The following is a 14,649-nucleotide window of genomic DNA, read 5'->3' as shown; positions in this document are numbered from 1 at the left end:
TTCACTGGAACTGACATTTCAGATTAAATAAGCACTTCAACATACCCAATACTAAAAGCGTGTCTTAAAAAAGGCAGGCTTTTTTGCATTTAACTAGGCTCTCCTTTATCGATAAGGCGCAATTATAATGGGGTTTTCAACCCAAAAGTACTGCTGTTCGAGTATTGGGGTTGCTTATAGAATACACCTCTTTTTTCCGTGAAGCCTTAATTTCAAGTAGCTTTTTTCTTTATTTTAGTGGTTTTTAAAAAAGAGGGATAGCACTTAAGTTAACTATGTTCAATGGTTACCTACAAGCTGAAAAAAATGACCGCTAAAGAATTCATCGAAACCTTAGAGATTATCGGACAAGATTATTCGGGAGAAATTCCGAAAAGAGAAATATTTTCTTTAGCCAAAGAATATCAGCAAACTCCAGTGATTGAAGTAGTGAAATTGCTAAAAGATAAAAATGATAATCATAGAATTGGTGCTGTATCAATTCTAGACTGGAAAGCTAGAAATAAGAAAACTTCTCATGAGGAACGAGAAAAAATATACAGAGCGTATATTGATAATCATAAGTGGATAAATAATTGGGGTTTGGTAGACAGAAGTGCGCCTTATGTGGTTGGCGGATATTTATATGGCAAAGACACGAAACCACTATACGATTTGGCAAAATCCGAGAATCCAATGGAAAGAAGAACAGCAATTGTAAGGACCTACTTTTTTATCCAAAAAAACGAAATAGAAGACACTTTCAAAATTGCTGAAATACTTGTAAATGACAAAAACGAATATGTCCAAAAAGCTGTTGGAAGTTGGATAGGGGAAGCAGGCAAACGTAATGAAGAAAAGCTAAAAACTTTCCTTGAAAAACACGCAACTAAAATGTCAAGAATAACGCTACGTTATGCTCTAGAAAAATTCGACAAGAAAACAAGGGAATATTTTTTAAATTTAAAGAATATAAAGAGTAAGTAATAGAAGTTTAAAAGTGATTAAATGAATCAGAAAGTAGATTGGTTCTTTGAGAAAGACACAAAATGGCAAAAGGAATATAAAAAGCTTCGAGCTATTGTTTTGGACTGTGGACTAACCGAAGAATTGAAATGGGGAGTTCCTTGTTATACATTTCGGAAAAACAATATTGTTTTAATTCATGGATTTAAAGATTATTGTGCGCTTTTATTCCACAAAGGAGTATTGCTGAAAGACACTAATAATATTTTAATTCAACAAACTAAAAATGTTCAATCTGCTCGCCAAATTCGATTCATAAATTTGCAAGAAATAATTGATTTAAAACAAGTAATCAAAACCTATATATTTGAGGCAATTAACGCAGAAAAAGCAGGATTAGAAGTTAAAATGAAAAAGACTTCAGAATTTGAAATGCCAGCTGAATTTAAAAAAGCATTGGATAATAATTCTGATTTAAAAACTGCGTTTTACGCTTTAACACCTGGACGACAAAGAGGTTATCTTCTATATTTTTCGCAAGCGAAACAATCTAAAACTCGGGAAGCGAGAATTGAAAAATGTACCGATAAAATTCTCGATGGAATAGGTTTAATCGATAAATACAGTAAATGAAAGTGGAAAAGCTAGCAGGAAACACCCCATAAAATTAATGGCTAGTTCTCGCCTACTTACAACTACTTGCAGTTCTGCTTCATTATAAGCTATAACATGCAAAGAACCAAAAAACAAAACCAATATAGAAAATTTGTATTTTTAAGTATGTATATTTAGAGATTGTGGGCAATTTAAAAAGAAAGTAATTTTATAACTTGTATCAAATTGAAACTAAAAGAAGACAGGGAATAATGCTGATATTTTTGTTTGACTTGACACGAAACACATTTTTGAAATGAAAAAAAATCTAAAAACACTTTTATTAGGAATTGGAATTGTTCTACTGATCAGTTCCTGCAAGACAAATGCGGGAGCACTTTCGAAGATCAATACCACAACACCTGAATCAGTAGGTATATCGTCAGACTCACTGGTCGTAGCTACCCAACGTTTGCACAAACACGTAGATGACGGCAAACTTCCTGGTACATTTGTCAGAATAATCAAAGATGGTAAAGTGATCTACAATGATACCTATGGCATGATCGATGTCGCCAATAACAAACCCACACAAGAAAATTCCTTGTACCGAATTTTCTCAATGACCAAGCCTATTACCGCTGTAGCCATCATGACCCTTTACGACCAAGGAAAGCTAGAATTAGACGATAAGGTGTCTAAATACATACCTGAGTTTGCCCAAACTGTTGTTTATAAGAAAGTGGATGGTAACCACAGCACACAGCCTCAAAAAAATGAAATGACCATTCGACATTTATTGACCCACACCTCTGGAATACCTTATGGATGGGAACAGAGTTATACGGATTCTGTTTATGCGGCCAGGCAACTTATGAGTCAAGACTGGTCTCTTGCAGAAATGACCAAAGATTTGGCTACAATACCCCTAAAGTTTCAGCCCGGCACAAAATATAACTATGGTTTGGGAATAGATGTGGCCGGTTATATTGTAGAGGTAATTTCAGGTAAAACCTTGGATGCTTATTTTAAGTCTGTCATTTTTGATCCTTTGAAAATGGATGATACAGCATTTTACCTACCTGAAGAAAAAAGAGGCAGGATGTCGGTAAACTATACCCATGACGAAAACGGCAAGATTAAGGCACGAGAGAATTTACTTCCTTTAGACGATGATCACCCACCAAAGTTATTATTGGGTGGCGCAGGTCTCATCTCAACATTGACCGATTATGAAAAATTCTGTAGAATGCTTTTGAATAAGGGAGAATTGAATGGTAAGCGTGTCTTATCAGAAAAAGCGGCCCAAATGATCATGACCGATCAATTCCCGAAGGAAGCGGAGTCCAGTTTAGGAACCGGGCATGGACTTTCAGGTACGGTACATCTAGAAACTGGTGAATATAGTTGGGGAGGTGCCGCGTCTACCAAATTCTGGATAGATCCGACCCATAATCTAATCGTTATCTGCTATACCCAATTGATGCAAGCAAAAACTGATTACGCTAATGAATTTAAGTCTACAGTCGATAGGGCATTGATTGATTAACAATATTGATTTTCCCATATTAGATAAAAAGAAGATTTATTCTTTGATAAGGCGACAACATTTTTGGAATTCAGTGATACAGAAATTACAACGCTCAAAAGCCCATAACACGGTATATGAAATCATAGCCACCTATCGGCAGGCTGCGATTTTTATACTAAACGCTGGTAAAGAGCTAAAAACAAAACGAAATGAAAAACAGAACATCTGAACAATTACGATCCAAACTAAATGCTAACAAATTGATTTATAAAGCCTTAATTATTCTATTAACGCTTTTAACAGCATTTTCAATTTATGGATTAATTGCTAAAGACAATGTACAGACTTTCATAGCCTTATTGGCTGTAGCCTGCACATGTTGGTCATTTATTCCTTTATCATTTAATGCTATTAAAGAAATTAAATCTGAACTAAAACTACGGGAACACACCAATTAGATTTTAATAAACCTTCTAGATAGAGGTAAATTAATACTTATTACAAGCTAAATTCAATTGATTAAGGTGAAAAATGAAGCGGAAATCAGAGCAAAAAAATTCACGGATTTTGTTAATAATAAAATCCTGTTATCAAAACCGTATATAAGTAATTGCTTGTTCAATGCAGACTTACGAACATTCCGCAGGAATGTTCTATCTGTGATTTAGTTGCTAAATTAAGTGCTTAACCAAGCAACTAACTATGCACCAAACCTTACTAATGAATACATAAAAAATCAACATATAACAATCCTTAGGTACACTTATGAAACTAAAAACTATTATTGCCTTATCACTTTTTCTAGGATTTTCGATCAACAACTATTCACAATTAACAGCTAAGGAAAACACCTTATCAAAAATTCGTAGTGAAGGATTCAATAATTCTGAAGCTATGAACATGTTAAGTGAGTTCACTGACGTTTACGGTCAAAGGCTTACAGGTTCTAGAGAATATTACAAGGCGGCCAACTGGATTTCTAATAAGATGAAAAAAGTTGGTCTTCAAAATGTACATTTTGAGAATTATTGTTCCGATTGTCGTGGTTGGAGTATTAAAACCTTTAATGTAGAAATGGTTGCTCCCAACTATATGAAAATTGCGGCCTATCCTTTGGCTATGTCTAAAAGTACCGATGGTATTGTTTCTGGCGAAATAATAAGCATTGAGGATATTGGCGATATGACTAAGGTTCGAAATGAGTTTTCTGGGAAACTGAAGGGTAAAATAATTCTTTTAGGAAAAGAACCAAAGAAGAAATCATTATTAGATACCATTGAGTTTCGATATTCAGATAAACAATTAAAACGAATGGAACAGCAAGTAACTTCTAAAGTGAAAACAACACCATTACCCGAACTATTTAAGGAATGGGAAATAGAAGATGAACAGGAAGTGCCCTTTCTTGAGTTTTTAGAAGCCGAAGGTGCTTTAGCTTTATTGAACACACAGCCCAGTTATTTAGGCGTTTTACACCCTAAAGAAATTTATTACTATAAGGATAGCGACCTAAAACCATTGTCTTATTTTTCAATTATGCCTGAACATTTTGGCAGATTGTTCCGAATGATAAAATTAAATACTACACCCACTATACGTCTTAATTTGAACGCTGAATTTTATAGTGAACCCGAAAATAATGTAAACATCATCGGGGAAATTACAGGTGCTGACGCTAAACTAAAGTCAGAGAGTATTATGCTAGGAGCACATTTCGATTCTTGGCATTCTGGAACAGGTGCTACCGATAATGGCGCTAGTTGCATTGTTTTAGTAGAAGCGCTGCGCATTCTTAAACAAATTAACTATAAACCCAAAAGAACAATTAGGATTGGACTTTGGGGAGGTGAAGAGCAAGCTTTTTTAGGATCGGCTGCATATGCAAAAGAACACTTTGGAGCTTTAAATGAAAAACCAAACGCTGAATCTACAAAAGTATCAGCCTATTTAAATTTAGACAATGGCGCTGGGGTCATTAGAGGGGTTTATTTGCAGAAAAATGAATTGGCAAGGCCAATTTTTCAAGAAATATTTGAGCCAATTTCTAATTTAAGTTCTGGAGCTATAACTATTGAAAATACACTTTCTACAGATCACGAAACTTTTGATCATTATAATATACCATCATTTCAATTTATACAAGATGCCCTAGCTTATAACACTTCTACGCATCATACCAATCTTGACCTATTGGAATATGTTCATGAAAATGACATGATTAAAAATGCTGTCATTTTAGCCTGGACCATTTATTCTTTGGATAATATGAAAGAAAAAATCCCTAGAAAGAAAAATAACCCCCAGTAAAAACGAATATAAAAAATAGCGATAATAGTGCTTATAAGAAAGAATAAATATAAAACAAAGCTAAGTTACAAACCTATAATTTACAGTAAAGGCTAATTTTAACTTGTGTAAATTATGCCCCTTAACGAACAGACTCAATACAGCAGACTATAATGCGGATATAACTTCTAATACTGAAGGTTCATTTCAAATTATTGTTAAGGATTCCGAAGGAGTTACAGAGCTTGAACGCACCATTGATGGCGGTACTGAGCCTGATACTATAGGAGGGGTTACATCTTCCGGAAGTTCAGGTATATGGACCGTAACTATTCAGGTTACTAACTTTAATGGAGACGGTAGTTTCTCCCTAAGCGAAGGAGATTAATTGAAAGTAAACCATTTATATTCAACCCTGTCAAGAACCTTGGCAGGGTTTTTTATTTCATTTCATATTAAAAATTGAAAAGTAAGTATTATAATATACGCCATACATCGCAAGTTCTAAATCTCCAAAAAAATACTATCTTCAAACTATTAAACAAACATACGAGCTGAGACCTTTGTGCATCATTATAACGAATCGCTAACTAATGATGGTACTAAACGACGTTTTGCCTAGCACAACGAAATTTCCTGAGGATAATTAAGTGAAGTACCCGCGAAAGCGGCAAAGACCTATTAATTTGAAACTATGATTAAGTTTTTTAGAAAAATTAGACAAAAATTGCTGACTGAAAATAAATTCAGCAAATATCTGATTTATGCCATTGGAGAAATAATCTTGGTCGTTATTGGAATTTTGATTGCATTGCAGATTAATAATTGGAATGAAGTTCAAAAGGGCAAAATGAAAGCTACCACTATTTTGAAAGAAATTCGTTCGGATATGTTTAAAGATTTAGAGTTAATCGAAGAATTAAAACCTTATTGGGGAAGAGAGATTATGTACTTTAAAAAGGTTTTACCTTCATTTAATCCTCGAAAAGAAATAACTTCAATTGAAGGTTTTGATACTATTAGCAAAATATCTTATTCGGAGTTATTTGGATATGATATGCCCTTTCGGTCAAGCACAAGTGCCTACGATGCAATGATTGCTGATGGCAATTCTGACCTTATAACAAATGACACCTTATATTCAAATATTCAAAGGTTTTATACTTTTAATGCACCGACCAATGAAAATCTTTTTGAAATCTTGAGGCAGGAATCATCTGATTTAAATTATAAATATGCTCATATAATAGCTTATAAGCCTTATAAAAACATTAGTGATTTAACGGATGAGTATTTAATTGCTGATCTTAATATTTATTTTCAATCAAAGAATTTTTATTATTGGAGAACATTTGTAATAAACCAGGAAAGCCTTAAGGATATTATTTCTCAAATTGACAAAGAATTATTAGAATAATAGCTGAATAAAAAATAACGAAAGCACAACAAAACCTAAACGCAGTGCGGACATTAGGGCAAAACCGAAAAGTTTCCTTGCCTCCGCACTCCGCTTAGCTCAAGCGTTGTTTGTTATTGGGTACCTTATACAAACATCCTTTACAATTCTATTTCTTAACCTATTCGTATTGCTATACTGACAATTTTAGAAAACTTTGGGGATTCATTAAATTTGTCATTAAAATAAACATCAGCAATTTGTTTTTTACCCGGTAGATGAGCATCTAAACTAAAGACTTAAAACGCGCAATCATTAAATGTTTTTATGTAAAAACTAAAAACATTTAATATAATTTATTCCCTTTCCTGCCGTTATTTAAAATTATAAACCAAATAAAATAACATGAAAAAAGTAGGATTTTTAAAAATTGCTATAGTTTTAATGGCAATAATTTCAGTTGTTAGCTGTAGCAAAGATGATGACACGTACGTCGATGTAACCGTAAATGGTACTTTGCTGGTCGGAGACCGTTCAGATTTTAATGGAGACATAGATGCGAGTTTTAAGGGTAACGGCGGTTCTGCGTCTCGTACTTTTAGCTGGAATAATAGACTCAATACAGCAGACTATAATGCGGATATAACTTCTAATACTGAAGGTTCATTTCAAATTATTGTTAAGGATTCTGAAGGAGTTACAGTGCTTGATCGAACCATTGATGGCGGTACTGAGCCTGATACTATAGGAGGGCTTACATCTTCCGGAAGTTCAGGTATATGGACCGTAACTATTCAGGTTACTAACTTTAATGGAGACGGTAGTTTCTCCCTAAGCGAAGGAAATTAATTGAAAGCAAACAATTTATATTTAACCCTGTCAAAAACCTTGGCAGGGTTTTTTATTTCATATTAAAAATTGAAAAGTAAGTATTATAATCTACGCCCTAAAACGCAAGTTATAAATCTCCAAAAAAATTCTATCTTCAAACTATAAAGCAAACATACGAGCTAAACCGTTGACAATAGTTATGAAACTACTATCTAAATAACATCAAACTCTAAAATATACAATAATGATCAAAAGGACAGCTTATTAGAGAAACCATCTAAGGATGCATTTACTATTTAAAAATTAGCCATAGAATATGTGCCGCATACCGGTTGAGGCCTATACTTGTTTTGGCCTCTTTAAATCATGTAGCAAAAAAGTAAACGGTGAAATGCAAAAAGTGAGATGTTTACCATCTCACTTTTTAAACAAATTTATAGTTTTAATCTACTACTAATTAATCTGTTACAGTAATTGTGCCAGTCATAGAACCATGAAATTCACAATTGTAGTATAAGGTATTTGGTGCATTGGTAGGTACAGTAAATGTTATTGTTCCAGATACAGCGCCATTATTGCTAACACCTGAACTGTAGGCGTCTCCTGTGCCTGTTCCTTGTACTGTTTTTATAAAGAAGGGGTGACCTGGGGCATTTACGTTAAAAGTATAGGTACTCCCTCTCTTAAACGTAAAGTTTGGATTACTCGAGTTTGAAAGCCCTTCTCCGTTAAAAATATACGCTGATGCTCCGCTATTGGTTACATTATATGTTTTTGACTCCGCGCCTGCGTTAGAACCAATATTGCCTTGAGCGACGATTGTAGCTAAATCAGAATCACTAAGATGAACATTTACATAAGCGTTAATCGTCAATAACTCGGTATAGGTTACCGCAGCACCACCAACTAAAGTTTCTACTTGCGTTTTACTAATACCTGTATCTCCATTAACGGCAGTTAAACCCGCTATAATAATTCCTGTAGTAGCGATATCATTTTCGTGGATGTGAGCTGGGTGACTACCCCCAGGAGGGGTTCCCGTAAGATTGATGGTTACCAAGGTCGTTTCATTAATACGTTCAGCAAATTCGATAGTACCACTAATCCCAGGAACATCTTTTTCGTTTAAATTATAGCTTATTTTTTCGCCGGTTAGTTCATTTTGCCCTATATCTCCTTGTGCGACTATTGTAGATAATTCTTGGGCACTTAAATGTACATTGATATAACCATCAAAATCAAGTAGTCCTTCGTAAGTAATGGCTGTACCATCATTAAGGGTTGTAAATGTAGTAATACTTTTTCCTGTATTGCCATTAACAGGTTCAAGTGATAATGCAATATCACCGCCTTGAGCAGCAGTATTAAAGTGAATGTGCGCTGGGTGAATACCGCCTGCAGGGGTGTTTTGTACATCTATTTCAATAGATAACGTGGCATCGCTATTTTCGATAAATTTAGCTGTACCGGAAATACCAAAATCACCCAGTGCCTCTAAGGCATAGATTTTTGAATTTAATTCAGTTACGGGTACACTTACTTCTTCGTCATCACTGCAACTAATAAAAATCAAAGGAATCATTAGTAAAAAGGACAGTAAATTTTTGTTTAAATTTTTCATAGTTTTTTTTATAAAGATACAATAAATATTTGTTTTGTTTAATGTTTAATGTTTTTAGTTAAACAATAATTGTCAAGTAAGTATAAAAGTTGGTATACTCAAAAATCAAAAATTATTGAAAAATAGATTTATTGGGGCTTGTATGGTCATAAACTACTGCCAACATCAGATACAATTAATTGTTTTCTTTTTTCCTATGTCCTCCTGACCCAGTTGACTTTCTATCTTTTATTTATTCGTTAGCGTAAAGGCTATAAAACACGCCACAGTTCAAATAAAAAAACCTATCTAGATAATTTTGTATATTTAATGGTTGGGTGCATTAAAAGGTAATATGGCTAAATACGTAAACACAAAAATGAAAATACTATTCATCGTACTTGGAATACTCCTCCTTGTTTTTATCGTTAGCCAAGTCTTTTCTTTTACTAGTCAAAGAAATATTGAGACCTATCCTTATGTCGTTAATAAAACATATGACACCTTTGAAATAAGAAGTTATGAGGCAAGGTTATTTACGGCCGTTAAACTCTCCACTACTGGGTATAAAAATTCTTCAAGTAAAGGGTTCTCTGTTTTAGCAGGATATATTTTTGGAGGAAATGAAAGGAATGAAAAAATAGCGATGACCGCTCCAGTAACTATGTCGTTAGAAGATTCTATGACGATGATGTTTATGGTTCCAAAGAAATTTAACAAAGAAATGCTTCCTAAACCTGATCAATCTCTTATAGAATTTAAGGAAGAGCCGGCAAAAACTGTTGCTGCCATACAGTTTAAGGGTTGGGCTAATGATAAAAAAATAGCAAGGTATCAACAAGAATTAAAATCAGCTTTAGAGGCAGAGAACATTCCTTATTTTGACCGGTTTTACTTTTTGGGCTATAATGCACCTTATGAAGTTTTTAATCGCAAAAATGAAATCATAGTTGAATTACAATGAAAAGCGTTTGACTAAAAACAAAACGAACAGCAACCGTGTACATGAATTAATGGCACCCTTAGCGATGTTGTGCTTCATAGACCAACGCTTAGCACATAGTAATCCACATTAAAAATCAAAATGATATGAAGAATAGACATCTTTTATTAATTTTCGCTTTAAGTTTTTCACTTTTACAAAGCCAGAATTCAGAAAATGATAAAGAACTCATAGGCCCCGCTCATGGGTCGTTGGTCATAGTAGGAGGAGCGATGCAAAGCGAAGCCATAATCAACCGTTTTATTGCATTAGCGGGTGGTAAAGATGCTGTGATAGTCGTAATACCAACGGCAAGTGGTAGCGATAGCTATGATCAAAATTCTGGTTTTGCTGGAAGATTAAGAGCCTTAGGCGCTACCAATGTAAGTGTTTTGCATACCTACGACAGAAAAATTGCGGATTCTGATGCTTTTGTGGAGCCATTGCAAAATGCTAATGCCGTTTGGTTTGGAGGAGGCAGACAGTGGAGACTTGTTGATTCTTATAAAAACACCAAGACCGAAATAATGATTGGAAAGGTTCTAGAGCGTGGTGGTGTGGTCGGTGGCTCTTCTGCTGGCGCAACCATTCAGGGTAGCTACCTGGCACGTGGAGACACGGAAAACAATCAAATTATGATGGGCGACCATGAAGAAGGCTTTAACTACCTAAAGAATGTAGCTATTGACCAACATGTTTTGGCAAGAAATCGACACTTCGATATGTTTGAGATATTAAAGAACCACCCAGAGTTATTGGGTATTGGCATTGATGAAAATACGGCAATAGTGGTTAAGGGAAATGAGTTTGAAGTCATTGGAGAAAACTATGTACTTGTTTATGACGGAAATTTTTATTCTAAAGAGGGTTTTTCGCTAAAAAAACTACCTGAAAAATCTAGTCTTTTTTATTTTCTTAGAAAAGGAGATACTTACGATTTGTTGAATAGAAAAGTAAAATAATAAAAACACAGCTGCCAACAAAGTTATAGCTAAGCCATGCCTTAGTCTCTGCTCATCTGGAAAACCCTATCTGATGTGATGCCCGCCACCTCACCGGCAGATTTGCTTAACACACAACGAACCGTACACAAAACCTATCTAGATAATTTTGTATTTTTAATGGATACCAGAAAGTAAAACGAATAATAATAATGAAACTTGAACTATATCAAATAGATGCCTTTACAGATAAAATATTTGGCGGAAATCCTGCGTGCGTTGTTCCTTTAAATGATTGGTTGCCTAATGCTATATTATTCAAGATTACGAAAGAAAATGCAGTTGCTGAAACGGCTTTTTTTGTAGACAAAGGAGCTAAAATACATCTACGCTGGTTTACCCCTGAAATTGAAATGGATTTATGTGGTCACGCAACGCTCGCAACAACTCATTGTTTAAAAACAATCTTAAACTATCCAAAAGACAGCATCATATTTGAAACACTAAGTGGCGATGTAATTGTTTCCATAAAAAATGATGTGTACAGTTTAGACTTCCCGTCACGAATGCCTGTTGCTGCTGAGCTACCTGAAATAATTAAAAAATCACTAAACATACAACCTAAAGAAGTTTTTAAATCGAGAGATTATATGTTGGTGTATGACACAAAGCAAGAAGTTGAGAATATCAAAATTGATAGGCAAATCTTTGACCAAATAAACCTTGGTACAGGCGGAGTAATTACTACAGCTAAAGGAGAAAATTGTGATTTTGTTTCGAGGTTTTTTACACCACAAGCTTCAATTTTAGAAGACCCAGTAACTGGTTCAGCCCATTGCTCATTAATCCCGTTTTGGTCAATGAGACTTGGAAAAGAAAAACTTAAGGCACTACAAATTTCGGATAGAGGTGGAGCGTTACAATGCATAAATAAAAGCGATAGAGTAATCATCAGCGGAAAAGCGAAAACCTATTCTATCGGAAATATATGGACTGAATAAAAATTACGGCCAACATGATATACAGCAAATAGGGCTGGTTAGTCTTTGACCTAAAATAAAGGTTTGGTTTTTGCCCTACTTACCATATATTTAACATGAGGCAGAAAACAGAAAGTCAACACAAGGTAAAAAGATTTTAAAAGAAAGCATATGGCAAAAAAAATTGTATTCACGATGCTTGCTGCTTTTTTAGCCTATAACACCTACAAGCTGACCATCACTTTTTTTGAGGTAGCACCAGAAAAATTTTCACTTTTGGCCATTAGTGTATCCGCTATTGCCTTTACCTTTTTAATCACAGGTGTTCTAGCTTTCTTAGGCTTTGTGTACCCCACCAACAAAATTTTACCGAAGAAGTACTATCAAATTGAAAACCCAAAAACGCTTCATATATGGTATACATGGCTTGGCGTTGCCTATTTTAGGTGGTTTCTTTTGAAAACTTTTTATCGAAAAAAAGAGAATAAAAAATATTTTAACGGTACAAAATCGGGCATTTTACTTTTTAATTACCATACCAAGCAATCTGAATTTGGACATCTTATGGCATTCATTTTGGTTTTTGCGCTTTCTCTGGTCTTGCTTTTTAAAGGGCACACCTATGTTTTTATGTGGATGCAACCTTTGAACGTTATACTGAATTTTTACCCGATACTACTTCAGCGTAAACATCGAATACCCATTCAACGATTGCTAAAAAAAATGTGACAAAAAGATGGGAAAGGACTTAAACCTAAAGATAAGTACTGGTAGCAGAAAGTTGTACTAAATTAGTGTTTAAAAAAGCTCGAAACCACATACGATACTTGCTAAGCAAGCGAAACAAACAACAGGCCTATGCACATATGTAATAGCGAAAGTGAAGATATTGATAGCATATTTGAACTTTATAAATTAGCCACCGACTTTCAAAAAACGAAATCAGCAGTTCCTTGGCCGATGTTCGACAGAAAATTAATTCAACAAGAAATTGCAGAAAACCGACAATATAAAATAGTAGTAGATAATGAAATTGCCTGTGTTTGGGCAATTACAGAAAGTGATGCTCAAATTTGGGAAAAAAGAAACGAAGATCCCGCAGTTTATATTCATCGTATTGCGACAAGCCCAAACTTTAGAGGTCGAAATTTAGTACGCGAAATTGTACATTGGTCAAAAGCCTATGCCAAACAGCATCATAAAAAGTATGTACGAATGGATACTGTAGGAGAAAATATGGGCCTCATTAGGTATTATAAAAAATGTGGGTTCGATTTTTTAGGCTTATCCAAATTAAAAGATACGTCTCAACTTCCGGCGCATTACAGTAATGCCACCGTTTGTTTATTTCAAATGAGCCTTTAACAGGAAATTCATGGCATCGGAAAATCCTGGTGACTAAACCGAAACAATGAATTGCTGGCGGAAGTCAGCGTATTAAAATCCTATTGTATTTTCTATATTATTTGTATGTACTAAATTAGGTGTTTAAAGAAGCCATGAATCATACACCTAACATTAGCAACCTTATCAAAAATCAAAAGCATTAATGCATTAAAAGAGTATTCTAATGAAAAATATTTTAAATAATAAATTCTTACTAGTTCTTATCGTACTAGTAGCCATAGGCTGTAAAACAGAAAATAAAAACGCTGAAAACCCTAGAACAGCGACAAGCTTTGTTAGCAACGCCCTGTTAAAACATAAGGTAATATCAGAGGGCCATCCTATGGCAGTTTGGGAAAAGAAAGCAGAAAATCCTAAAGGCCTTATGCTCTTTGTGCATGGGCGCACGTGGAGCGGCGTTCCTGATTTTGATTTGCAAGTAGAAGGTGAAGATTTATCTTTGATGGATGGTTTGGTGGCCCAAGGCTATACCACATACGCTATTGATTTACGAGGTTATGGAGGCACACCAAGAGATGCCACAGAATGGGCTACACCCAATAAGGCTTCAAAGGATATTTTGACGGTTTTAGATTGGATTTCTGCTCAAAATAAGGATCGTAAAGTGCACCTATTTGGTTGGTCTATGGGATCCACACTATCCTTATTAGCAACGCAACAAAATGCAACTAAAATAGCAAGTTTAACGGTTTTTGGTTATTGGCAAGATTTAGACGTTGAAATCCCTGAGAGTTCAAGTGATATGCAGTTAGAGAAACGCATAAATACGGCTGAAAGCGCTGCCAGTGATTTTATCACCCCAGGAAGCATAAGCCAAAAGTCGATTGATACCTATGTAAAAATGGCCTTAGCGAGTGACCCTATCCGCGTTGATTGGAAAAATGAAAGTGACTATAATGCTATTGACCCTTCATTAATCACCGTACCCGTGTTACTTTTGCAAGGAGAGTTCGATCCACTGTCACCCACAGCACATCAGGCTAAACTATTTACGCGGTTAAAATCATCTGATAAAAGTTGGCGTGTCATTGCAGGTGGAGACCATGCCGCCTTTATGGAAACACCCAGAGAAGAATTTATTCATTCATTAAGCGCATTTATAGATAGTTTTAATGAATAGTGCCTTTCTTCAAAAGGGGTCTTTACTCCTAAAATA

At 34.8% G+C, this 14,649-nt stretch carries 15 protein-coding genes; 14 read left to right on the top strand and 1 reads right to left on the bottom strand.

Going from position 1 to position 14,649, the window contains the following annotated elements; genetic code table 11:
• Window positions 1–306: 306 nt before the first annotated feature.
• From GQ45_RS10450 to GQ45_RS10410, 8 genes are all read left to right on the top strand, one after another.
• Window positions 307–966 carry a DNA alkylation repair protein gene (locus GQ45_RS10450; RefSeq protein ID WP_081980971.1) on the top strand — a complete coding sequence of 220 codons (660 nt, stop codon included), beginning with the start codon at window positions 307–309 and terminating at the stop codon, window positions 964–966.
• A 21-nt stretch (window positions 967–987) separates the two neighbouring features.
• On the top strand, window positions 988–1,578 hold the full coding sequence (locus GQ45_RS10445) for a YdeI family protein (RefSeq protein ID WP_047417617.1): 591 nt from the start codon (window positions 988–990) through the stop codon (window positions 1,576–1,578).
• A 277-nt stretch (window positions 1,579–1,855) separates the two neighbouring features.
• Window positions 1,856–3,088 carry a serine hydrolase gene (locus GQ45_RS10440; protein ID WP_052188193.1) on the top strand — a complete coding sequence of 411 codons (1,233 nt, stop codon included), beginning with the start codon at window positions 1,856–1,858 and terminating at the stop codon, window positions 3,086–3,088.
• A gap of 191 nt (window positions 3,089–3,279) precedes the next feature.
• Window positions 3,280–3,528 carry a hypothetical protein gene (locus tag GQ45_RS10430; RefSeq protein ID WP_047417615.1) on the top strand — a complete coding sequence of 83 codons (249 nt, stop codon included), beginning with the start codon at window positions 3,280–3,282 and terminating at the stop codon, window positions 3,526–3,528.
• Window positions 3,529–3,835: 307 nt separating this feature from the next.
• Complete coding sequence (locus GQ45_RS10425) at window positions 3,836–5,377, top strand: M20/M25/M40 family metallo-hydrolase (RefSeq protein ID WP_047417612.1); 1,542 nt, start codon at window positions 3,836–3,838, stop codon at window positions 5,375–5,377.
• Between the two features lie 103 nt (window positions 5,378–5,480).
• Entirely contained in the window at window positions 5,481–5,744 is a 264-nt protein-coding gene (locus GQ45_RS10420; protein ID WP_231555184.1) for a hypothetical protein, read from the top strand.
• 306 nt (window positions 5,745–6,050) lie between these two features.
• A complete protein-coding gene (locus GQ45_RS17615; RefSeq protein WP_052188192.1) occupies window positions 6,051–6,773 on the top strand; it encodes a DUF6090 family protein in 723 nt (240 codons plus the stop codon).
• Window positions 6,774–7,157: 384 nt separating this feature from the next.
• The gene (locus GQ45_RS10410; protein ID WP_047417610.1) at window positions 7,158–7,601 is read left to right on the top strand and encodes a hypothetical protein; all 444 of its coding nucleotides are present in this window, start codon (window positions 7,158–7,160) and stop codon (window positions 7,599–7,601) included.
• Window positions 7,602–8,040: 439 nt separating this feature from the next.
• Here the strand turns inward: GQ45_RS10410 and GQ45_RS10405 are convergent, their stop codons facing one another.
• Window positions 8,041–9,204, bottom strand: coding sequence for a hypothetical protein (locus GQ45_RS10405; RefSeq protein WP_047417609.1), 1,164 nt, complete (start codon window positions 9,202–9,204; stop codon window positions 8,041–8,043).
• A 334-nt stretch (window positions 9,205–9,538) separates the two neighbouring features.
• Between GQ45_RS10405 and GQ45_RS10400 the strand changes: the two genes are divergently transcribed.
• From GQ45_RS10400 to GQ45_RS10375, 6 genes are all read left to right on the top strand, one after another.
• Window positions 9,539–10,147 carry a heme-binding protein gene (locus GQ45_RS10400; RefSeq protein WP_231555183.1) on the top strand — a complete coding sequence of 203 codons (609 nt, stop codon included), beginning with the start codon at window positions 9,539–9,541 and terminating at the stop codon, window positions 10,145–10,147.
• 125 nt (window positions 10,148–10,272) lie between these two features.
• Window positions 10,273–11,127 (top strand): cyanophycinase, encoded by an 855-nt coding sequence (locus GQ45_RS10395; protein WP_047417607.1) that lies wholly within the window; start codon window positions 10,273–10,275, stop codon window positions 11,125–11,127.
• Window positions 11,128–11,318: 191 nt separating this feature from the next.
• A complete protein-coding gene (locus GQ45_RS10390; RefSeq protein ID WP_047417601.1) occupies window positions 11,319–12,107 on the top strand; it encodes a PhzF family phenazine biosynthesis protein in 789 nt (262 codons plus the stop codon).
• 150 nt (window positions 12,108–12,257) lie between these two features.
• Complete coding sequence (locus tag GQ45_RS10385) at window positions 12,258–12,815, top strand: hypothetical protein (RefSeq protein WP_047417599.1); 558 nt, start codon at window positions 12,258–12,260, stop codon at window positions 12,813–12,815.
• 129 nt (window positions 12,816–12,944) lie between these two features.
• The gene (locus GQ45_RS10380) at window positions 12,945–13,451 is read left to right on the top strand and encodes a GNAT family N-acetyltransferase (protein WP_047417597.1); all 507 of its coding nucleotides are present in this window, start codon (window positions 12,945–12,947) and stop codon (window positions 13,449–13,451) included.
• Window positions 13,452–13,656: 205 nt separating this feature from the next.
• Complete coding sequence (locus tag GQ45_RS10375) at window positions 13,657–14,613, top strand: alpha/beta hydrolase (protein WP_047417594.1); 957 nt, start codon at window positions 13,657–13,659, stop codon at window positions 14,611–14,613.
• The last annotated feature ends 36 nt before the right edge of the window (window positions 14,614–14,649 follow it).

Origin of the sequence: Cellulophaga sp. Hel_I_12 (assembly GCF_000799565.1) — a bacterium.
In the GTDB taxonomy this organism is placed as follows: Bacteria; Bacteroidota; Bacteroidia; order Flavobacteriales; family Flavobacteriaceae; genus Cellulophaga.
The sequence above is the reverse complement of the archived record's forward strand: the minus strand, read 5'-3'. Positions and strand labels throughout refer to the sequence as shown.

What these genes read in the sequence shown, in the direction of transcription:
- GQ45_RS10450 (WP_081980971.1), top strand. Translation starts at nt 307, where the DNA reads ATGACCGCTAAAGAATTCATCGAAACCTTAGAGATTATCGGACAAGAT.
- GQ45_RS10385 (WP_047417599.1), top strand. Translation starts at nt 12,258, where the DNA reads ATGGCAAAAAAAATTGTATTCACGATGCTTGCTGCTTTTTTAGCCTAT.
- GQ45_RS10395 (WP_047417607.1), top strand. Translation starts at nt 10,273, where the DNA reads ATGAAGAATAGACATCTTTTATTAATTTTCGCTTTAAGTTTTTCACTT.
- GQ45_RS10375 (WP_047417594.1), top strand. Translation starts at nt 13,657, where the DNA reads ATGAAAAATATTTTAAATAATAAATTCTTACTAGTTCTTATCGTACTA.
- GQ45_RS10390 (WP_047417601.1), top strand. Translation starts at nt 11,319, where the DNA reads ATGAAACTTGAACTATATCAAATAGATGCCTTTACAGATAAAATATTT.
- GQ45_RS10410 (WP_047417610.1), top strand. Translation starts at nt 7,158, where the DNA reads ATGAAAAAAGTAGGATTTTTAAAAATTGCTATAGTTTTAATGGCAATA.
- GQ45_RS10440 (WP_052188193.1), top strand. Translation starts at nt 1,856, where the DNA reads ATGAAAAAAAATCTAAAAACACTTTTATTAGGAATTGGAATTGTTCTA.
- GQ45_RS10445 (WP_047417617.1), top strand. Translation starts at nt 988, where the DNA reads ATGAATCAGAAAGTAGATTGGTTCTTTGAGAAAGACACAAAATGGCAA.
- GQ45_RS10405 (WP_047417609.1), bottom strand. Translation starts at nt 9,204, where the DNA reads ATGAAAAATTTAAACAAAAATTTACTGTCCTTTTTACTAATGATTCCT.
- GQ45_RS10380 (WP_047417597.1), top strand. Translation starts at nt 12,945, where the DNA reads ATGCACATATGTAATAGCGAAAGTGAAGATATTGATAGCATATTTGAA.
- GQ45_RS10430 (WP_047417615.1), top strand. Translation starts at nt 3,280, where the DNA reads ATGAAAAACAGAACATCTGAACAATTACGATCCAAACTAAATGCTAAC.
- GQ45_RS17615 (WP_052188192.1), top strand. Translation starts at nt 6,051, where the DNA reads ATGATTAAGTTTTTTAGAAAAATTAGACAAAAATTGCTGACTGAAAAT.
- GQ45_RS10425 (WP_047417612.1), top strand. Translation starts at nt 3,836, where the DNA reads ATGAAACTAAAAACTATTATTGCCTTATCACTTTTTCTAGGATTTTCG.
- GQ45_RS10400 (WP_231555183.1), top strand. Translation starts at nt 9,539, where the DNA reads ATGGCTAAATACGTAAACACAAAAATGAAAATACTATTCATCGTACTT.